At 63.8% G+C, this 19,296-nt stretch carries 21 protein-coding genes and 1 pseudogene; 12 read left to right on the top strand and 10 right to left on the bottom strand.

The window, feature by feature from the left end; translation table 11 throughout:
* The first annotated feature begins 45 nt into the window (after nt 1-45).
* Nucleotides 46-660 (top strand): LysE family translocator, encoded by a 615-nt coding sequence (locus MesoLj_RS10215; RefSeq protein ID WP_010911482.1) that lies wholly within the window; start codon nt 46-48, stop codon nt 658-660.
* A gap of 156 nt (nt 661-816) precedes the next feature.
* Here the strand turns inward: MesoLj_RS10215 and MesoLj_RS10210 are convergent, their stop codons facing one another.
* Nucleotides 817-1,758: a nucleoside hydrolase gene (locus MesoLj_RS10210; protein ID WP_202325910.1), complete on the bottom strand. Its 942-nt coding sequence runs from the start codon at nt 1,756-1,758 to the stop codon at nt 817-819.
* Nucleotides 1,759-2,061: 303 nt separating this feature from the next.
* On the opposite strand from MesoLj_RS10210, the gene MesoLj_RS10205 reads away from it, so the two are divergent.
* Nucleotides 2,062-2,487: an Hsp20 family protein gene (locus tag MesoLj_RS10205; protein WP_096450220.1), complete on the top strand. Its 426-nt coding sequence runs from the start codon at nt 2,062-2,064 to the stop codon at nt 2,485-2,487.
* A gap of 64 nt (nt 2,488-2,551) precedes the next feature.
* A complete protein-coding gene (locus tag MesoLj_RS10200) occupies nt 2,552-2,809 on the top strand; it encodes a BQ00720 family protein (protein ID WP_140772032.1) in 258 nt (85 codons plus the stop codon).
* A gap of 76 nt (nt 2,810-2,885) precedes the next feature.
* Here the strand turns inward: MesoLj_RS10200 and ptsN are convergent, their stop codons facing one another.
* The 6 genes from ptsN to lptC all read right to left on the bottom strand — a co-directional run bounded on the left by ptsN (nt 2,886) and on the right by lptC (nt 8,271).
* Nucleotides 2,886-3,350 (bottom strand): PTS IIA-like nitrogen regulatory protein PtsN, encoded by a 465-nt coding sequence (ptsN, locus tag MesoLj_RS10195; RefSeq protein ID WP_010911486.1) that lies wholly within the window; start codon nt 3,348-3,350, stop codon nt 2,886-2,888.
* Between the two features lie 59 nt (nt 3,351-3,409).
* Complete coding sequence (gene hpf / locus MesoLj_RS10190; protein ID WP_027043252.1) at nt 3,410-3,994, bottom strand: ribosome hibernation-promoting factor, HPF/YfiA family; 585 nt, start codon at nt 3,992-3,994, stop codon at nt 3,410-3,412.
* Between the two features lie 367 nt (nt 3,995-4,361).
* Nucleotides 4,362-5,888 (bottom strand): RNA polymerase factor sigma-54, encoded by a 1,527-nt coding sequence (gene rpoN / locus MesoLj_RS10185; protein ID WP_202325909.1) that lies wholly within the window; start codon nt 5,886-5,888, stop codon nt 4,362-4,364.
* Nucleotides 5,889-6,147: 259 nt separating this feature from the next.
* Nucleotides 6,148-6,966: an LPS export ABC transporter ATP-binding protein gene (lptB, locus tag MesoLj_RS10180; protein WP_010911489.1), complete on the bottom strand. Its 819-nt coding sequence runs from the start codon at nt 6,964-6,966 to the stop codon at nt 6,148-6,150.
* A complete protein-coding gene (locus MesoLj_RS10175) occupies nt 6,966-7,571 on the bottom strand; it encodes an LptA/OstA family protein (RefSeq protein WP_202325908.1) in 606 nt (201 codons plus the stop codon). The genes lptB and MesoLj_RS10175 overlap by 1 nt, the downstream gene beginning before the upstream one ends.
* Nucleotides 7,558-8,271, bottom strand: coding sequence for an LPS export ABC transporter periplasmic protein LptC (gene lptC, locus MesoLj_RS10170; protein WP_140772036.1), 714 nt, complete (start codon nt 8,269-8,271; stop codon nt 7,558-7,560). The genes MesoLj_RS10175 and lptC overlap by 14 nt, the downstream gene beginning before the upstream one ends.
* Nucleotides 8,272-8,606: 335 nt before the next feature.
* Between lptC and sppA the strand changes: the two genes are divergently transcribed.
* The 4 genes from sppA to MesoLj_RS10150 all read left to right on the top strand — a co-directional run bounded on the left by sppA (nt 8,607) and on the right by MesoLj_RS10150 (nt 11,353).
* Entirely contained in the window at nt 8,607-9,563 is a 957-nt protein-coding gene (gene sppA, locus MesoLj_RS10165; protein WP_202325907.1) for a signal peptide peptidase SppA, read from the top strand.
* Between the two features lie 80 nt (nt 9,564-9,643).
* On the top strand, nt 9,644-9,928 hold the full coding sequence (locus MesoLj_RS10160) for an integration host factor subunit beta (protein ID WP_006200394.1): 285 nt from the start codon (nt 9,644-9,646) through the stop codon (nt 9,926-9,928).
* A 53-nt stretch (nt 9,929-9,981) separates the two neighbouring features.
* Nucleotides 9,982-10,350 carry a LapA family protein gene (locus tag MesoLj_RS10155; protein ID WP_202325906.1) on the top strand — a complete coding sequence of 123 codons (369 nt, stop codon included), beginning with the start codon at nt 9,982-9,984 and terminating at the stop codon, nt 10,348-10,350.
* Between the two features lie 37 nt (nt 10,351-10,387).
* Nucleotides 10,388-11,353: an ornithine cyclodeaminase family protein gene (locus tag MesoLj_RS10150; protein ID WP_202325905.1), complete on the top strand. Its 966-nt coding sequence runs from the start codon at nt 10,388-10,390 to the stop codon at nt 11,351-11,353.
* Here MesoLj_RS10150 and MesoLj_RS10145 read toward each other — a convergent pair.
* From MesoLj_RS10145 to MesoLj_RS10135, 3 genes and pseudogenes are all read right to left on the bottom strand, one after another.
* Nucleotides 11,350-11,787, bottom strand: coding sequence for an EVE domain-containing protein (locus MesoLj_RS10145; RefSeq protein ID WP_202325904.1), 438 nt, complete (start codon nt 11,785-11,787; stop codon nt 11,350-11,352). The genes MesoLj_RS10150 and MesoLj_RS10145 overlap by 4 nt on opposite strands.
* Nucleotides 11,784-12,164 (bottom strand): VOC family protein, encoded by a 381-nt coding sequence (locus MesoLj_RS10140; protein WP_202325903.1) that lies wholly within the window; start codon nt 12,162-12,164, stop codon nt 11,784-11,786. The genes MesoLj_RS10145 and MesoLj_RS10140 overlap by 4 nt, the downstream gene beginning before the upstream one ends.
* Nucleotides 12,165-12,237: 73 nt before the next feature.
* A pseudogene (locus MesoLj_RS10135) lies at nt 12,238-12,928 on the bottom strand (helix-turn-helix transcriptional regulator).
* 135 nt (nt 12,929-13,063) lie between these two features.
* Between MesoLj_RS10135 and MesoLj_RS10130 the strand changes: the two are divergent.
* The 5 genes from MesoLj_RS10130 (at nt 13,064) to MesoLj_RS10110 (ending at nt 19,088) form a co-directional block, all read left to right on the top strand.
* On the top strand, nt 13,064-14,149 hold the full coding sequence (locus MesoLj_RS10130; RefSeq protein WP_140772046.1) for a class I SAM-dependent rRNA methyltransferase: 1,086 nt from the start codon (nt 13,064-13,066) through the stop codon (nt 14,147-14,149).
* A gap of 17 nt (nt 14,150-14,166) precedes the next feature.
* Nucleotides 14,167-15,024 (top strand): TrmH family RNA methyltransferase, encoded by an 858-nt coding sequence (locus MesoLj_RS10125; protein ID WP_202325902.1) that lies wholly within the window; start codon nt 14,167-14,169, stop codon nt 15,022-15,024.
* A gap of 13 nt (nt 15,025-15,037) precedes the next feature.
* Nucleotides 15,038-15,610 (top strand): signal peptidase II, encoded by a 573-nt coding sequence (gene lspA, locus MesoLj_RS10120; RefSeq protein ID WP_202325901.1) that lies wholly within the window; start codon nt 15,038-15,040, stop codon nt 15,608-15,610.
* A 57-nt stretch (nt 15,611-15,667) separates the two neighbouring features.
* Nucleotides 15,668-16,657 carry an acrylyl-CoA reductase (NADPH) gene (acuI, locus tag MesoLj_RS10115; RefSeq protein WP_202325900.1) on the top strand — a complete coding sequence of 330 codons (990 nt, stop codon included), beginning with the start codon at nt 15,668-15,670 and terminating at the stop codon, nt 16,655-16,657.
* Between the two features lie 142 nt (nt 16,658-16,799).
* Nucleotides 16,800-19,088 carry a hybrid sensor histidine kinase/response regulator gene (locus MesoLj_RS10110; RefSeq protein WP_140772052.1) on the top strand — a complete coding sequence of 763 codons (2,289 nt, stop codon included), beginning with the start codon at nt 16,800-16,802 and terminating at the stop codon, nt 19,086-19,088.
* The last annotated feature ends 208 nt before the right edge of the window (nt 19,089-19,296 follow it).

Here is a 19,296-nt window from a genome sequence, read left to right as displayed (position 1 = left end):
TTGTCCCCAGTCGCGCCGCGTCAGCGGCATTCCAAGGGAAAAGCCATGTCGCTGGAACTCTACGCCGCCTATGTTCTCGCTTGCATCGTCATCATCCTGGTTCCCGGTCCGACGGTCACGCTGATCATCGCCAACAGCATCCGCCACGGAACCCGCGCCGGTCTCGCCAATGTCGCCGGCACGCAGGCTGGCCTTGCCATCATGATCGCCATTGTCGGCATCGGCCTCAACACGCTGATCGCGGGCATGGGCCACTGGTTCGAATGGGTCAGGCTGATCGGCGCCGCCTACCTGATCTGGATGGGCGTGCAGATGTTCCGCTCCAAGGGCACGCTGAATGCCGATGGAACGGCGCGGAAGCCGCGTGGCGGTTTCTTCCTGCAGGGCCTGCTGGTGGCGCTCAGCAATCCCAAGACGCTGGTGTTCTTTGGCGCCTTCTTTCCGCAGTTCATCGCGCCGCAAGGCAACTACTCGCTGCAGATCGTCGTCATGGGCCTCACCGCCATGATCTTCGCCGCCATGTCGGATTCGACCTATGCACTCGCCGCCGGTCGCGCCGGGCGCCTGCTGTCGGCCAGCCGCATCAAGCTCATGTCCCGGATCAGCGGCAGCTTCCTGGTCGGCGGCGGCCTGTGGCTGGCGTTTTCGAGGTCGAAGTAACGGCGCCCCTTCCCTCGCCCCGTTCACGGGGAAAGGGTGGTCGCGAAGCGATCGGGTGAGGGGCAGCGCTGAGGATGCAGGCGCAATATCGACGTTTGCGCCGGCCCTCATCTCCCTGCCGGGGCCTTCTCCCCGTGAACGGGGAGAAGGAAGTTTTCACAGCCGGCCCAGCCTCTCCACCAGCAGCGCGAAGAAGCCGTCATGATCGATGTCGCGCATCACCATGGCGTTCTTTTCCCGCTTGGTCACGCCCCACCAGTCGATCACGGTCATGCCCATCGTCAGCTCGGAGGTGGTTTCCACGCTGACATTGCAGTTGCGGCCTTTGAACAGGTCCGGCTTCAACAGATAGGCGATGACACAGGGATCGTGCAGCGGGCCGCCATCGGTGCCGTACTTGCCCTCGTCGTAGCGTTCGAAGAATTCCAGCATCTCGGCGGTAGCCGTACCGACCTTGGTGCCGAGCTTGCGGAAGGCCTGCGTGCGCTTGGCGGTGGTCAGCGCCTTGTGGGTGACGTCGAGCGGCATCATCACGATCGGGATGCCGGACTTGAACACCAGATCGGCGGCCTGCGGATCGACATAAATGTTGAATTCGGCCGCCGGAGTGACGTTGCCGCCCTCGAAGAAGCCGCCGCCCATCAGCACGATTTCCTTGATGCGCGGGGCGATGCGCGGTTCGCGGATCAGCGCCAGCGCGATGTTGGTCAACGGCCCGAGCGGGCAGAGCGTGATGGTGCCGCTCTCTTCCTCCATCAGCGTCTCGACGATGAAGTCGACGGCATACTGCTCCTGCAGCTGCATCGTGGGTTCGGGCAATTGCGGCCCGTTGAGGCCTGTCTTGCCATGCACTTCCTCGGCGGTGACCAGTTGGCGCGCCAGGGGGCGGATGGCCCCGGCATAGACCTTGATATCGGGCCGGCCGGCCAGTTCGCAGATCTTGCGGGCATTCTTTTCGGTGAGCTTCAGCGGCACGTTGCCGGCAACGGCGGTGATGCCGACGATCTCCAATTCGCTGCTGCCAAGTGCCAGCAGAATGGCGACGGCATCGTCCTGACCGGGGTCGGTGTCGATGATGATCTTGCGTGGTTGGGGCATTTCAATTCCTTGTTTGGGTAGCCGTGAGCTCACCGGACCGATCGCACGCGTGAAGGGCGCCGAACCGGCTGCAAGCTGCCGAAGCGACCGACCGGGAACGGTCCCGGCCCCAGCGCTTCTCCCTGCATCCGCGCGTCGCTTCAAGCGCCATCTCGATTATTCCTGTGAGTCCAAGGCCTGGTCTTTTTGGGCGGGTCTTCTGGTGGCTTGAACTTGGTCGCGGGGCGGACCATATCAAGAGCATCGGGAAAAATGCCATCCGGGTTTTTCCAGTTTATGTCGCTCTTGAGAGGACAGTGTAACATGAGCCGAATGACGCCTTTCTCCAGCCCGCTTCTCCTTGGTTTCGATGCCATGGAAAAGACCTTGGAGCGCTTGGCGAAATCTGGTGACAGCTACCCTCCGTACAACATCGAGCGCCTCAGCGGCACAGACGGCAAGGCCGAAAGGCTGCGCATCACGCTCGCCGTCGCCGGTTTCGCCGAAAGCGACCTCGATGTGACAACGGAGGAAAACCAGTTGGTCGTGCGCGGCCGTCAGACCGACGACACCGAGCGCGAATTCCTTCATCGCGGCATCGCCGCGCGCCAGTTCCAGCGCTGTTTCGTGCTGGCCGACGGCATGCGGGTGATCGCGGCGGAGCTGAAGAACGGCCTTTTGTCGATCGACCTCGATCGGCCTGAGTCCGAACGGCTGGTACGGAAAATAAACATATCGGTGAAAGACTGATCTTTACCGATGGCTCTCATGCGGGATGGCCTTGAGCGGCGTCCTCGCGCCAAGGAGGCTTGAAATGACCAGAACTGAAGAGAATATCACCATGACCAGCGGTGAATTCGCCCATCTCGGCGAAGGCTCGGTCGCTTATCTGCGCAAGGTCTCGAGCGACGACCTGCTCGGCCGCTTCCCGAACATCGGTGAAATCGCGCCCGGCCTGGAACTGTGGGCGCTGTTTTCCGCCAACGGTCAGCCGATCCTGCTTTCCGATGCGCGTGACCGCGCACTGGCCGGTGCCATGGAAAACGACCTGACCACCGTCGCCATTCACTAAGCGCCATTCACCAGGGCGATTGACTGAAACGAAAAGGGCCGCTCACGGCGGCCCTTGGAGATTCCATTAAAAAGCTTCAGGCCGCGTGCGAGGCCTGCGTGTCCGACAAAAGCGCGTGGATCGCCGTGGCGTCGCGCGTCCCCCTGATCTTGGCGACCGTGTCGGCGTCACGCAGCACGCGGGCGATGCGCGACAGGGCCTTGAGATGATCGGCGCCCGCCCCTTCCGGCGCCAGGAGCAGAAACACCAGATCGACAGGCTGGTCATCCAGCGACTCGAAATCGACAGGCGTTTCCAGCCGGGCGAAGACACCGGCGATGCGCTTCACGCCGGCGAGCTTGCCATGCGGAATGGCGATGCCGTTGCCGACGCCGGTCGAGCCCAGCCGTTCGCGCTGCAGGATGGTGTCGAACACTTCCCGCTCCGGAATACCCGAAATCGCCGCCGCCCGTTCGGACAGCAATTGCAGAAGCTGCTTCTTGGAGTTCGCCTTCAACGCCGGCAAAATCGCCGGAACGCTGATAAGATCGCTCAGATCCATGCTTGAAAATCCCTTGTTCGCCTGCCGTCGCCAGTCCCCACCCCTCGTGCGGCTGGCTTTTATCCCTGCGCGACCTTGGTCGTGGACGGGTCGATCCAGCCAATGTTTCCGTCGGGCCGGCGATAGACGATATTGAGATGGTCGGTTCCGGCGTTTCGGAAAACGAACACCGGACTGTCCTTGGTATCGAGCTCGATGACCGCCGAGGCCACCGACATGGTCTTCAGCGTCATGGTCGATTCGGCGACGATGGCCGGCGCGAAATCCTCCGGGATTTCCTCGTCGTCATCGGCGAGCGGCGCCATCACCGTATAGGCGATGTCGGTCAACTCACCATTGCCATTGCCTGAATTGTGCGATTTGAGACGGCGCTTGTAGCGCCGAAGCCGGGTCTCCAGCCGGTCGGCCGCGGCCTCGAAGGCGAGCGTCGGATCCTGGGCGTCGCCGGTAGCCTGCAGCGAGGCGCCGGAATCCAGCCGGATCATGCAATCCGCCGAATAGCGCGAGCCCGATTTGATGACGGTGACGTGTCCCGCAAAGCCGCGATCGAAATATTTGCCGATCGCTTCGCCGACACGATCGTTGATGCGCGTGCGGAACGCATCGCCGATATCCATGTGTTTTCCCGATATGCGCAGATTCATCTGAAAACTGACCTTCCTTGCTCAGGCTTCAAACTGGCCTGAGTTTATACTTGTGGTCCGTGCGCACAAGCTTTGCGGCGTCACTGGCGCCGATTTAAATCCGAACTTTCCGGTTGATCACAAGCCGCCTTTTTGACCGTCCCGAGGCCATTGTCGTGACGGACCATCCGCTAGCGGGCATCGGGCCCGTCTCATGCGGGCGGGCTTCTAGCCACTTCCCCAGGGCTTGTCAATGAAGCTCGAAAGCTGTGGAAATCAGGAGCGCATGGAGCGGTTCATCGTTTCACGGAAACGCCGAGCCGCTCCACCTCTTTGCCTTGACGCGATTCCTGTGGGAAAACCGCTTTACACTTTTCCTGGAATTGCCTTAGCGGCCGGCGCTGGCGAGTGCCCGCTTTTCGCGCCGGCGCTGCACGGAAGACGGAATATTCATGCCTTCCCGGTACTTGGCGACCGTGCGCCGAGCGATATCGACGCCGCTTTCCCGGAGCATGTCGACGATCGCGTCGTCGGACAGAACGTCGACCGGTTTCTCCTCGTCGATCAGCTGCTTGATGCGGTCCCGTACCGCTTCCGAGGAATGCGCGTCGCCGCCGCCCGACGCGGCGATCGAGGCGGTGAAGAAATAACGCAACTCGAACACGCCGCGCGGGGTCAGCATGTATTTGTTGGCGGTGACGCGGCTGACGGTCGATTCGTGCATGCCTATGGCGTCGGCCACCGTGCGCAAATTGAGCGGCTTCAGCTGGCGCACGCCATGGACCAGGAACGCATCCTGCTGGCGCACGATTTCCGAGGCTACTTTGAGGATCGTCTTTGCCCGCTGGTCGAGGCTGCGCGTCAGCCAGTTGGCGTTTTGCAGGCACTCGGCGAGGAAATCCTTTTCCGCCTGGTTCTTCGCATGCGGCGACACCTGGGCGAAATAGATATGGTCGACCAGCACGCGCGGCAGCGTTTCGGCGTTGAGTTCGACGGTCCAGCTCCCGTCATTGGCCGCGCGCACCTCGACATCGGCGACGATGGCGTCGCTCGCACCGCCAGAAAACGCCATGCCCGGGCGCGGATCGAGGGCCCGGATCTCGGCCAGCATGTCGAGCAAATCCTCCTCGTCGACGCCGCAGATCCGCTTCAGCGTCTGGAAATCGCGCCGCGCCAGGAGCTCCAGATTGGCGACCAGGGCCTTCATCGCGGGGTCGAGGCGGTCGCGCACCGCAAGCTGCAGCGAAAGGCATTCGGCAAGGTCGCGGGCGAACAGGCCCGCTGGTTCGAAAGTCTGGCACACCGCCAGCACCTTGGCCACGCTCGCAGTGTCAGTGCCCAGGCGCGTGGCGATCTCCGCGAGATCGACCCTGACATAGCCGGTCTCGTCGAGGCCATCGGCGAGTTCGGCTGCGATCAGCCGCGCCGCGGGATCGGCAAAGGCCAGTGCCACCTGCTCGCCGACATGGTCGCGCAAGGTGATGGCGCTCGCCGCCATGTCGCCGGCGTCGAGCCCCTCGGACGACGAGCCGCCGCCACTGCCCGAAGCCGACTTCCATTGCGCCGTCAGGTCAGGCCCGAGCCGCTCGCTGGTGCCGGGATCATCGGGAAACAGGTTTTCCAGCGACGTGTCGAGTTTTTCCGAAATCGCCTCGGCGCTCCATCCCGCCTCCTTCTCGAACCAGTCGCCGTCGCCGGCCGCTTGCGGCTCCGCGTCGATCTTCTGCGCCTGGTCGCTCGCGGCGTCGTCCTGCGGCTCGGCGCGCTCCAGAAGCGGGTTGCGCTCGATTTCCTCGTCGATGAAGTGCTCGAGCTCGACATGGGTGAACTGCAGCAGCCGAATCGACTGCATCAGCTGCGGCGTCATCACCAGCGACTGCGACTGTCGGAGCTGTAGTTTCGCCGCCAACGCCATGGTTCGGTTTCAAACGCCTCCTCTACGCGTCCGGACGCCCGGAATGAATTTCACGGCCGGCCATAGAAACTGGCCCGGCTTTTGCTTGTCAAGGCAAAGCTAGCAAAAGCCGCTTACCGGAGCGTTATGCCGGAGCAAAATCACCGAAAATCAGGCTCTCAAGCGCAAAAAATCGTGTCAGGAAACAAATTTCACGCCCAAGGCAATTCCGGACGGAAAACCGCGTCAGGGCTTCCCGTCCCGAATTGCGCGGGAAATGTCAGAGTGTAAAACCCTCGCCGAGATAAAGCCGCCGCACATCCGGGTTCGCCACCACTTCGTCGGCGCGGCCATGGGTCAGCACCTGGCCGGCGTGGATGATGTAGGCGCGGTCGATCAGACCGAGCGTCTCGCGTACATTATGGTCGGTGATGAGGACACCGATGCCGCGCGCCGTCAGGTGGCGGACCAGTTGCTGGATATCGGCGACGGCGATCGGATCGATGCCGGCAAAGGGCTCATCGAGCAGCATGTAGGCCGGGCGCGTCGCCAGCGCACGCGCGATCTCCAGGCGCCGCCTCTCGCCGCCGGAAAGCGACATGGATGGCGCCTTGCGCAGATGGCTGATGTGGAACTCCTCGAGCAGTTCGTCGAGATTGCGCTCGCGCACCTTGCGGTCCTTTTCGACCACTTCGAGCACGGCACGGATATTCTGTTCGACGTTGAGGCCGCGGAAGATCGACGCCTCCTGCGGCAGATAGCCGATGCCGAGGCGCGCACGGCGGTACATCGGCATCGAGGTGACGTCGAAGCCGTCGATCTCGATCGTGCCTTCATCCACCGGCACAAGGCCAGTGACCATGTAGAAACAGGTCGTCTTGCCGGCGCCATTGGGGCCGAGCAGCCCGACGGCTTCGCCGGCACGCACGCCAAGCGTGACGCCACTGACCACCTTGCGGCCCTTGTAGCTCTTGGTCAGCCCCTTGGCGATCAAGGTTCCCTTGAACTTCGTCTTGTCGACGGTGATCGTGGCCGGAGCCGAAACCTTAGCCGCGGCTCGTCCCGGAAGACGCGCCGTCAGCGATGACAGGCTGGCCATCAGGGGTTCGTCGCTCCGGATTTCGGCGCATCCGACTTCGGCGGCGGGGTGATCGACATCTGGACACGTTGGCCAGCGCATGGATCAACCTGGGCCAGCCCGCTTTTCATCTGCACGGTGAGCTTGCAGCCGACCAGGACGTTGTCGTTCTGAGACAGAACGACCTTCTTGCCCGAAAGCACCAGCACCTGGCTCTTCATGTCGAAGCTGCCCTGATCGCCGGTCGCGACCTGCTGATCCGACTTGATGTAGACCTTGTCGGAGATCTCCAGATGGTCGATGTTGGCCGAGCCGGTCATCGCCGCGCCGGCGGCTTCCGTGCCCTTGGCCGCGGCATTGGGATCCTTGATGTAATAGACCATCATCTTGCCGGCCTTCATCAGCGTCGGCCCTTGGACGACGGTGACATTGCCCGTGAAGATGGCGACATTCTCGGCCTGCCGGACTTCCAGCTTGTCGCTTTCGATCTGGATCGGCTTGTCGCCCGCCAGTTTCAGGCCCGACACCTGACTGGTGGCGCCGGACTGTGCCAGCGACGGCACCAGGCCCAGCAGGAGCATCGCCGAAGTTGCGGCCGCAAGCCGTGTCGAACTATTGAGCCACATTCGCTTCTTCGCCCTTTGCCTCAGCCGCCTTCAGAGCGGCGGGATCGATGTTGACGCGCACCCTGTTCTCGAACACCAGGACCTTGCCATTGTCCTGGACCGTCAGGGAATTCGCTGTGATCTGTGACCCGCCACGGCTGACATCGACGGGATCATCCGTCTTCATAGTGCCTTTGCCCATGTCGAGGAAGACCGATTTGAACTTGGCTTGCATGCCGTCGGTCGTGGTGATCACGACGTCGCTGTTCAACTTCATCGTGTTGCCGTCGCGATCGTAGGTACCGCGCGACGCTTTGACCGCAGCCACATTGTCAGGCCCGACCGGCACTTTGGCGTCTATGCCTTCGAGCTCGATGATGCCTTGCGTGCTGACGTCCTGGATCGCCCGCAGGGCCGTCATGGAATAGGGCTGCTTCTGCTTGGTGAAACCGTTGAGCTTGGGATTGGCCATCACCAGCTTGCCGTTGGAAAAAGCGGTGCCGTCCGCCTGCACCGCGACGGAGACGGGTGCGGCCAGATAGGAATAGACCGGGAAGGCGACGGCGATCAGCGCCGCGGCCAGGGGCACGGCGAATTTGAGCACACGCACGCGGCGCGAATGACGCTGGGCGCGGTCGAACGCCTCGCCCCGCGTCCAGCCATCCGCCGGGGGAGCCAACTCCATCTCGGGGCTGGTCGGTTCATTCGATCGCGCTAACATGACTGCTTTCTTCTAGACCCCTGCCCGCCAGGGAGCACCGCCTATAGGTGGGGGGCCGGCGCCTTCAAGCAAGCACAAGCCCATGAAAACCGCAAAAATGTGACAACTGTGGTTGTACAAACGAAAACGAGGTCAGCACAACAACCGATACTTCATAGCAGAAATGCACGTCCTTGCGCCGTTTTTTCATCACTGCCGTCTCTCCCCTTACCTTGCGTCCCTTGCGCAGGCCAGTCACAAAACAGACAGCGTTGGGATTGCCGAAGACGGAACTGCTTCCCGATAAGGACATCATGGTCTAAAAGCGTCTCTTCCCGCCGATTGTGAGGCTGACCATGGCATTGAGAGCCGACGACCTGATCGACCGCCGCCGCTTGCGGCGCAAGCTGACATTCTGGCGTGTTGTGGCCATCGGCATCGTGGCACTCGGGGTGATTGCGCTGTCGGCCTGGCTCTACGGCGACGATCTCGGCGGCTCGGCCGTCGACCATATCGCCAAGGTCAGGATCGAAGGCACCATCACCGAGGACGAGGAACTGATCAAGCGGCTGGAGAACATCCGCGAGTCGTCGAAGGTGAAAGGCGTGATCCTGGCGATCGATTCACCCGGCGGCACCACCGTCGGTGGCGAATCGATCTACGAGGAAGTGCGCAAGCTGGCCGCCGACAAGCCAGTGGTGGCGGAAGTCGGCACGCTCGCCGCATCGGCGGGCTATATGATTGCCAGTGCGGCCGATCACATCGTAGCCCGCAAGACCTCGATCGTCGGCTCGATCGGCGTGCTGATCCAGTACCCTGACGTCAGCGGCCTGATGGACAAGCTCGGCGTCAAGCTGGAGGAAGTGAAATCCTCGCCGCTCAAGGCTTCCCCCTCTCCCTTCAAGCCGACCAATGACGACGAACGCGCCATGGTCCGCAAGCTTATCCTCGACAGCTACGACTGGTTTGTCGGCATCGTCGCCGAGCGCCGCAAGATGACGCACGAACAGGCGCTGGCGCTCGCCGACGGGTCGATCTTCACCGGCCGCCAGGGTGTTTCCAACGGATTGATCGACGCCGTCGGTGGCGAGACCGAGGCGATCGACTGGCTGGCGACCAAGGGGGTCGACGCCAAGCTCAAGGTGGTCGAGTGGAAGGACACGGAACGGCGCGGGAGTTTCCTGTGGTCAAAAGCCATGATGAAAACGATCGGCAGCGCCCTCGGCCTGCCGGATTACAGCGGTGATGTCATCCACGAACTTGGGGCCGACCGCTTGTTTCTTGACGGCCTCGTTTCCGTCTGGCACCCTTGAGCGCCGTTTGGGACAGCTGAAAAAGCCAATAAAATCATCCTCATAATTTTGACCGAACTGCTTTCACGGGGACCCGTCTGATGATCAAGTCCGAACTTGTGCAGATTATTGCCACGCGCAATCCGCATCTTTTCCTGCGCGACGTCGAAAACATCGTCGGCGCGATCTTCGATGAGATCACCGACGCCCTTGCCGAAGGCAACCGGGTCGAGCTGCGTGGCTTCGGTGCTTTTTCGGTGAAAAACCGCCCCGCCCGCACCGGCCGCAACCCGCGCACCGGCGAATCCGTCGAGGTCGAGGAGAAATGGGTGCCGTTCTTCAAGACCGGCAAGGAACTGCGTGAAAGGCTGAACGGCGGCAAGTAGGCGCGGCGTCAGCGCCAGACGGCCTTGTCCGGCCCGCTTGCACGGAAGAAATCATGCTCAATCGCTTCATGCTCATCGTGGTCTTCGTACCCCTGGCGATCATCCTGGTCGCGCTTGCCGTCGCCAACCGCGAACTCGTCGCCTTCACCCTGGATCCGTTCAATCCCGGCAATCCGAAGCTGACGCTCACCTTGCCGCTGTTCATTTTCCTGTTCCTGGCGCTCGCCATCGGCATGATCGTCGGCAGCTTGGCAACCTGGGTCAAGCAGGGCCGCTACCGCAAGCTGGCGCGCCAGCGCGGCGTCGAGGCGGAAAACCTGCGGCAGGCAATCAGTCGCACTCCGTCGGCAACACCGGGACCGACCCACGGCTCGGCCCAGGGATCGGCCCAGGGATCGGCATTGCCAAAGCCGACCAATTGAGCGACCTGCCGGCGCCTTTCTTCCCACGGAGCTTTTCATGCTGACCATTTCGGCCGCCGAGGTCGACCGTGCGCTGACCTTTCCCGGATTGGTCGAGACGTTGCGCGCGGCTTTCCGTGACGGGGCGGTGCAGCCCGTCAGGCATCATCACGCGGTCGAACGGCCCGACGGCGAGGCCTCGACCCTGCTGCTGATGCCGGCATGGACCGATTTCAACGCCGCCGGCACGTCTTCCGGTGGCCATATCGGCGTCAAGATCGTCACCGTCTCGCCTGACAACAACGCCATCGGCAAGCCCGCCGTGATGGGGCTTTATCTCCTGCTCAACGGCAGCACCGGCGAACCGGAAGCCTTGATCGACGGCCAGCGCCTGACTCAGTGGCGCACGGCTTGTGCTTCGGCGCTGGCGGCATCCTACCTCGCCCGCGACGATGCCTCGCGACTGCTTGTGATCGGTGCTGGCGCCCTGTCGCCGTTCCTCGCCAGGGCGCATTCGGCGGTGCGGCCGATAAAAACCATCCGCATCTGGAACCGCACCCCCGACAACGCTGAGAAAGTCGCGGCCGATCTGTGCGCCGAAGGCTTCGCCGCCAGCGCCGCGACCGACCTCGATGCCGAGCTTGGCCAGGCCGACATCGTCTCCTCGGCGACAATCACCACCACGCCGCTGATCAAGGGCGCGCTGCTGCGGCCTGGAACCCATGTCGACCTGGTCGGCGGCTTCACCCCGACAATGCGCGAAAGCGATGATGGGGCGATCGCCCGTGCCCGGGTCTATGTCGACACCCGCGCCGGCGCCACCAGGGAAGCCGGCGACATCGTCCAGCCACTGGCCTCCGGCCTGCTGAAGCCGGACGCCATCGTCGCCGATCTGCACGAACTGGCGCGCGGCCAGAAGAAAGGCCGCACAAGCCCTGACGAGATTACGCTGTTCAAATCGGTCGGCGCGGCACTCGAGGATCTCGCCGCCGGCATTGCCGTTTATAACGCGCTGAAGGCCTAGCTCACCGACCCCCGCTTTTCGGCAGCCATCGCGTCGGCGATCAGGCGAAAATCGTGATCGGTGACTTCGAACAGGCCGAAGCGCAGCTGATATCCCCAGTTCGCCTTGCCAGCGGTGAAGTCCAGCCGGTCGAGCAGCGGCTTGATCGGCGCTTCTTCAGCCGCCATCCACTCGACGTCACGGCGGAACGGCGTGAAGCCGCCGCCCATTTCGCCTTGATAAGGCTCTCCTTCCCGCACGGTGCCGATTGCGGTGAAAGCCTGCAAGCCATCCTTTTCGCCCAAAACCGTGGTCGGCGAATAATAGATGACACCATCGCCGGGCTTGACGCGACGCAGCGGCGCCGCCTTGCCGTGGTTGACCTGCATGAAGCCGTCCTTGCGGCCGCGCCGGACATGTTGCGCCGACGCCACTGCGATCCAATACGCGCTCATTTCTGTTCCCCATCCGACAGCCAGTAGACACGCAGGCGGTGATTGTCGGGATCGAGCGCAACGAAAGTGCGGCCGAAATCCATGTCGGTCGGCGCCTGCAGGATCTTCAAGCCACGCCCCGACCAGTCGGCATGGGTGGCGTCGACCGCCTCCGGCGTCTTCAGTGCAAACACGATCTCAGCGCCGCCACCCGCCGCCTCTGCCGCCGGCTCCACGGTATGACGCGACCAGAGGCCGAGCTTGAAGCCGTTGTCGAGCACGAACATCACGAAGGTCGGCGCGCTTTCGACCGGCTCGCGACCAAGCAGCGCGCTGTAGAAGGCACCACTCCGCAGCGGCTGGTCGACATAGAGGATGACGAGATTAGGGGTGGTCATGTGTACTCTCCAGAGTTCAGCGTTTCGGTGCGCTGAACCTAGAACAGGATGCTGTCAGATTCTGGCAGTAGCCTTATGGCCCACGCGGCTTGTCGAGTGTCGCCCGCCATTCCATGAGCAGCACCTGGCGGCGACGCGGATAGCGCGTATCGATGGGGTTGAGGCCGGATATGCGATCGGTGCGAAAATGCCGGAAATCCTGCCGCATCTCGCACCACGCCACCACCACCCGCACCTTGTCGAAGAAACCGAGTGCGAACGGCCAGACGACGCGTTGCGAGGCCACACCGCCGGCGTCGCGGTAGAGAAAGCCGAGTTTTCGCTCGTTGCGGATGGCCTGCCGCACCGTGCCGAGATCGATGCCCTCCATGGCGTGCGCCGGCGGCCCGACCAGCAGGGTGGAGGCGTCGAGATCCTCACGCAGATCATCCGGCAGCACGGCCGCGATCTTGGCCAGCGCATTGGCGGCCGCGGCCGAGAGACGCTGGTCCGGCTGCTTGGCGACCCAGCGCGAGCCGAGCACGATCGCCTCGATCTCGTCGTCGCTGAACATCAGCGGCGGCAGCATGAAGCCAGGCTTGAGCACATAGCCCAGGCCCGCCCTCCCCCTCGATCGGCGCGCCCTGCCCCTGCAGCGTGGCGATGTCGCGATAGAGCGTGCGGATCGAAATCCCGAGCTCATCGGCCAGCGCCTGTCCGCTCACCGGCCGGCGGTGTCGGCGCAGGCACTGGATGAGGTCGAGGAGGCGTTCGGAGCGGGACATCCAGCAGATTTGCCTGTTTCTTTGACATCGGTCCATCTCTGACCGACATGAACAGGAGCGGCGGCAGCGGCAGACTTGGTTGCGAAGCTGGTTGCCCTATGCCAAAAGCGGCACGCCGCTCGGAGATGCCCCCGCTTGAAGTCTTTTCGCGACAAACGCCGCGACAGCCGCCCGCCCGCCAAAGGCGGAGCCGGAGAGGTGCGTCCGCACGAGGCGCGTGGCACGGCACGGCCGGACGCCAGGCCGCGCGAAGCGCGTGACTTGAAAGCGGAGAGCCAGCCCGCGCCGAAATCGGCGCCGCGCATCCTTGCCCGTCGTGACGGTGTCCTGCCGGCCGAGCAGCTTCCGCTCATCCTCGAAGTGGCCCCGAATGCCGATTATGCGCTGCTCGACAGCGGTGCCGGCCAGAAACTTGAACAATACGGCCCCTACCGCATCGTACGGCCCGAGGGGCAGGCGATCTGGCAGAAGGCCCTGCCGGCCAGGGACTGGGAACGTGCCGACGCCATCTTCACCGGCGACACCGACGAGGAAGGCATCGGCCGCTGGCGCTTCCCCAAGACGCCGCTCGGCGAAACCTGGCCGATGAAGCATGACGGCATCGACTATCTCGGCCGTTTCACCTCGTTTCGCCATGTCGGCGTGTTTCCCGAGCAGGCCTCGCACTGGGACCACATGGCCGGGCTGATCGCGGCGGCCAGGCGGCCGGTCAAGGTGCTGAACCTGTTCGGCTACACCGGTCTTGCCTCCTTGGTGGCGGCCCGCGCCGGCGCCGAGGTCACTCATGTCGATGCCTCGAAGAAGGCGATCGGCTGGGCGCGTGAAAACCAGGAGATGGCCGGACTCGGCAGCAAGCCGATCCGCTGGATCGTCGACGATGCGGTGAAATTCGCCGAGCGCGAGGAGCGCCGCGGCAGCCGCTATGACATCGTGCTTTTCGATCCGCCAGCCTATGGCCGCGGCCCCAAGGGCGAGGTCTGGCAATTGTTCGAGGATCTGCCGGCGCTCACCGACCTCTGCCGCGCGATCCTGACGCCGAAACCGCTTGCCGTGGTGCTGACCGCCTATTCGATCCGCGCCTCCTTCTTCGCCATCCACGCTTTGATGCGCGACACTTTTGCCGGCATGGGCGGCAAGGTTGAATCGGGCGAGTTGATCATCCGTGAAAAATCAGCCGGCAGGGCGCTTTCGACCTCATTGTTTTCGCGTTGGGTGGCCTGAATGCCCGGGAGTCCTGAATGAACGAGCGGCACGCAGGCGCACCCGGCCAGGTGAAGGAAGTCACCAGCCTCGCCAACCCGCTGGTCAAGGACATCAAGGCGCTCGCCCTGAAGAAATTCCGCGACCAGCAGAACGCCTTCATGGCCGAGGGGCTGAAGCTGGTCATCGATGCGCTCGACCTTGGCTGGCAGATCAGGACGCTCGTGTTCGCCAAGGCAGGGCGCGGCAATGCGGCCGTGGACAAGGTCGCGGCACGCACGGTTGCCGCCGGCGGCACGGTGCTCGAAGTGTCGGAAAAGGTGCTTGTCGCCATCACCCGCCGCGACAATCCGCAAATGGTGGTCGGCGTCTTCTCGCAGAAATTCCTGGCCCTGAAGGACATCCGCGCTGACAATGGCGACGTCTGGGTGGCGCTCGACAGGGTGCGCGATCCCGGCAATCTCGGCACCGTCATCCGCACCGTCGATGCCGTCGGCGCCAAGGGCATCATCCTGGTCGGCGACACCACCGACCCGTTTTCCGTGGAAACGGTGCGCGCCACCATGGGGTCCATTTTCGCCGTGCCGGTGGCCAAGGCGACGACAGAGGCTTTCCTGGCCTGGCGTGGCGGGTTTTCAGGCCTCGTCGCCGGCACGCATCTGAAGGGTGCCGTCGATTACCGCTCGGTCGATTTTTCCCGTGGGCCGGTTCTGCTGATGATGGGCAATGAGCAGCAGGGCCTGCCCGAAAGCCTGGCGGCGAGTTGCGACCGGTTGCTCAGGATCCCGCAAGCGGGCCGTGCCGATTCGCTCAATCTCGCCGTCGCCACCGGCATCATGCTGTTCGAGATCCGGCGCGGCGCGCTGAAGCTCGAGCCAATCGCCGACCAGCAATGAAGGTTGCCAGCCCGTGAGATCATGGTCCCCCTACGCGCTGCTCGTCGTCGCGGCCATAGCGCTCGATCAGTGGATAAAGCATCTGGTCGAGACCGGCCTGCCGTTTCAGGAAAAAGTCGATCTGGTGCCGTTCCTGGCGCTGTTTCGCACCTATAACACCGGCATCGCCTTTTCGATGTTTTCCTCCTTCGGCGACACCGGCCTGGTGGTCATCGCCGTGCTGGTCGTTGCCTTCGTGCTCTATCTCGCCACCCGCACGCCATCGGGCCATGTCATCGCCCGCACCGGCTTCGCCCTGATCATCGGCGGCGCTCTGGGCAATCTGATCGACCGCGCCGTCTACGGCCACGTCATCGATTACATCCTGTTCCACACGCCAGTCTGGTCCTTTGCCGTCTTCAATCTCGCCGACGCCTTCATTTCCGTGGGCGCGGCACTGGTCGTCTTCGACGAACTCATCGGCTGGCGGCGCGAGCCCAAGTCTTCGAACGCCAAGTCTTCGAACGCCGAGTCTTCGAACGCCGAGTCTTCGAACGCCGAGTCTTCGAACGCCGAGTCTTCAAACGCCAAGCCTTCCAAAGATTGACCCCGCGCGGCCATCGCCGCACAGTCCAGACCGACAAGCAAGCTCGCGGAGAAAAAGATGTCCGAAACCTTCAAAGCCATCCTGATCTCGCGCGACGCCGACAAGAAACAGTCGGTCGCCGTGACGGATCTCACCGAAGCCGATCTGATGGAGGGCGACGTCACCGTCGCGGTCGAGGCGACGACGGTGAACTACAAGGACGGGTTGGCCATCACCGGCAAGGCGCCGGTGGTCCGCCGCTGGCCCCTTGTGCCGGGCGTCGATCTGGCCGGAACAGTGATTTCGTCCTCCAATCCCGACTGGCGCAAGGGAGACAAGGTCATCCTCAACGGCTGGGGCGTCGGCGAAACGCATTTCGGCGCCTATGCGGGGCGCGCCCGCGTCAAGGGCGACTGGCTGGTGCCGCTGCCGGATGGCATCAGCGCGCACGACGCGATGGCGGTCGGCACCGCCGGCTATACCGCCATGCTCTGCGTCATGGCGCTGGAGCGGCACGGCATCCTGCCCGACCGCGGCCCGGTTGTGGTGACCGGTGCCGCCGGCGGCGTCGGTTCGGTCGCGGTCTCCATCCTGTCCAGCCTCGGTTACCACGTCATTGCATCGACCGGCCGCAATGCCGAAAGCCCTTATCTGATCAACCTCGGCGCCGCCGAGGTGATTTCGCGCGACGAGCTCAGCCAGCCCGCCAAGCCGCTGGCCAAGGAGCGTTGGGCCGGCGGCATCGATTCGGTCGGCAGCCATACGCTGGCCAACGTCCTGTCGATGACCTCCTACGGCGGCGCCGTCGCGGCCTGCGGCCTGGCCGGCGGCATGGACCTGCCATCGAGCGTCGCCCCCTTCATCCTGCGCGGCGTCTCGCTGCTTGGCATCGATTCGGTGATGGCGCCAAAGGCCGTGCGCCTCGAGGCCTGGCGCCGCATTGGCTCCGATCTCGACCTGCAGAAGCTTGCCAGCCTGTCCACGACCATCGGCTTCGACGGCATCGTCGACACGGCACGCGACATCGTCGACGGCAAGATCCGCGGACGCGTCGTCGTCGACATGTAACGTCCTCGCGGATCGCCGCCGGCGGGCTGAATTGCCAAATCCGGTGGCGAAGCCGCCGCTACCGGGACAAAAACGCCCTATCCGATAAAATTCGAACGATCCGCCGCAATTTTCCATAATCTCTGTCTGGCAAGGGTTTCGCATGATCGCGGAATCCGACAGCCAGCAGGCAAGCAAGGGCGACGACGTCGATGCGGTGGCCGCGCCGACGGCGGCGCGGCGCTTTATCGCCGCGCCGCCGCTGGTGCCCGAGCAGCAATTGGCCAGGCGTGAAGGGCTGCCGCTGCTCACCTTCGTTGCCATCATGATACTGGCCGGCCTTGCGCATCTGACCGGGGCGCCGATCTTCATCAGCCTCGCATTGCTGGCAACCGGCCTCGCCGGCCTTGCGCTGCATCTGCATGCCAGACGCAGCGTCCATCGCACCGTGGTGCTGCTGGACGAGACCACCGCCCGCAGCCGCGCCGAGATCGAGACGCTCGCCGACCGCATGTGGGAAATGCAGGAAAGCGAGGAGCGCTTTCGCGGTCTCATCGACGCGCTTGGCGATCTCGTCATCCATCGCGATCGCGACGGCAATATCGTCTATGCCAACAAGGTGTTCGCCGATCTCGTCGAAGCCGATCATCGCGATCTTGCCGGCAAGACCCTGGCCGAACTCGGCATCGAGGTCGGCATCGTTCCCGATGCCGCCTTTTCCGATCACGAGTGCCTGAGTTCCACCGATGTCGCCATCCGCACGCCGGGTGGCTCGCGCTGGTTCTCGTGGATCGAACTGTCGGTGCGCGACAAGGACAGCGGCGCGGTTTCGCATCGCGCCATCGCCCGCGACATCACAGCCCGCAAGCGCGCCGAATCCTCGCTGATCACCGCGCGCGAAAGAGCCGAATTCGCAAGCCAGGCGAAATCGCGCTTTCTCGCCACCGTCAGCCATGAAATCCGCACGCCGATGAACGGCATCATGGGCATGGCCAGGCTGCTCGCCGACACCAGCCTGTCGCCGGAGCAGCAGACCTATGTCGGCGCCATCTCGACCTCGGCCAGTGCCTTGCTCGCCCTGATCGAGGACCTCCTCGACTATTCCAAGATTGAGGCCGGTCGCTTCGATCCGGAACCGCAGCCGATGTCGGTGCGCGAGATCGCCGACAACATTATCGAATTGCTCGCCGCGCGCGCCTTCGCCAAGGATATCGGCCTCGGCTGCCATGTCGAGCCGGATGTCCCGCAGATGATCACCGCAGACCCGGGCCGGGTCAGGCAGGTGTTGCTCAACCTCATCGGCAACGCCATCAAGTTCACCGACAGCGGCGGCGTGCTGGTCAGCGTCGCGCGCGCCCGCACCGAGACCAGCGATCGCATCTGCTTCACCATCGCCGACACCGGTCCCGGCCTGCGCGACGAGGACATGGAGCGCATTTTCGAGGAGTTCGAGCAGGCCGACGGCACCTCGACGCGCACGCATGGCGGGGCGGGACTGGGACTTGCCATCTCCAAGCGCCTGGTGACTGCCATGGGCGGCACGATTTCGGTCTCCAGCCGGCTTGGCCAAGGGTCGGAATTCGTCTTCGAAATCCCGGCCACGGAGGCCACCGACGCGCCGCAAGGCCGGCAGAATGCGCTTGCCGGCAGGCACGCGGTGATCCTGTCCAGGAACGCCGTCGAGGCCGACGCCATCGCCCGCACCATCCGCGCCAATGGTGGTACGGCCGGTATCGCCGCCACCGTGGCGCAGGCTGCGTCCCTGGCCGACGGCTGTGACGTGCTCCTGGTCGACGCCGCCATGGAAGAAAGCGACGGGAGGCTGCTCAGGCGGCTGCGCCTAAGCGGCTTTTCCGATTGCGAAGCCGTCACGCTGATAGCGCCGACTGACCGGGGCATGCTTGGCGAGTTCCGCGCCAGCGGCTACGCGACGTTCCTTGCCCGGCCGGTGCGCGGAGGAACACTTTTGCGTGTCCTTTTGACCAGCCATGGGCCGGCGCTGGCGCAGCCGCAGCCGGAAAAGCGCCGCGCCCCGGCGCTCCGCACCTCGACCGACCGACAGCAGGGCCTGTCCGTGCTGATCGCCGAGGACAACGACATCAATGCCATGCTGGCCCGCGCCACGCTGTTGAAGGCAGGGCACCGCGTCAAGGTGGTCGGCAATGGCAAGGCCGCCGTCGAGGCCGTCACCAGCGCCGGGCACAAGCATCGCTTCGACGTGGTGCTGATGGACCTGCACATGCCGGTCATGGATGGGCTGGACGCGATTGCCGCGATACGCCGCCATGAGGAGGAAATGTCGGTCCCGCCGGTGCCGATCATGGTGCTGTCGGCCGACAGCCAGGAAAAGACCCGCCATGCGGTGCTCGCCCACGGCGCCAGCGGCTTCGTCACCAAGCCGCTCGACCCCGATGCGCTGGTCAACGCCGTCGAGGGCCAGGTCGCCGCTTGAACCGGTTTTCTGGCCCGCAGCCGATGCATTTCAACCAAAAGTGACCCTGGTTTTGCCGGGAGGACATGCATGAAAACAAGGAGCCTGAAGCGCGGCATCGCGGCCCGCGTAGGCGCGACACGCTTCATGTCTTCTCATCTAACGTAGCCGGTTGACCGTTTTCGCCAGCCGACGAAGTATTGCCCGCGACGCCGTATCACGGTACTGT

Origin of the sequence: Mesorhizobium sp. 113-3-9 (genome assembly GCF_016756515.1) — a bacterium.
Classification (GTDB): Bacteria; Pseudomonadota; Alphaproteobacteria; order Rhizobiales; family Rhizobiaceae; genus Mesorhizobium.
The sequence above is the reverse complement of the archived record's forward strand: the minus strand, read 5'-3'. Positions and strand labels throughout refer to the sequence as shown.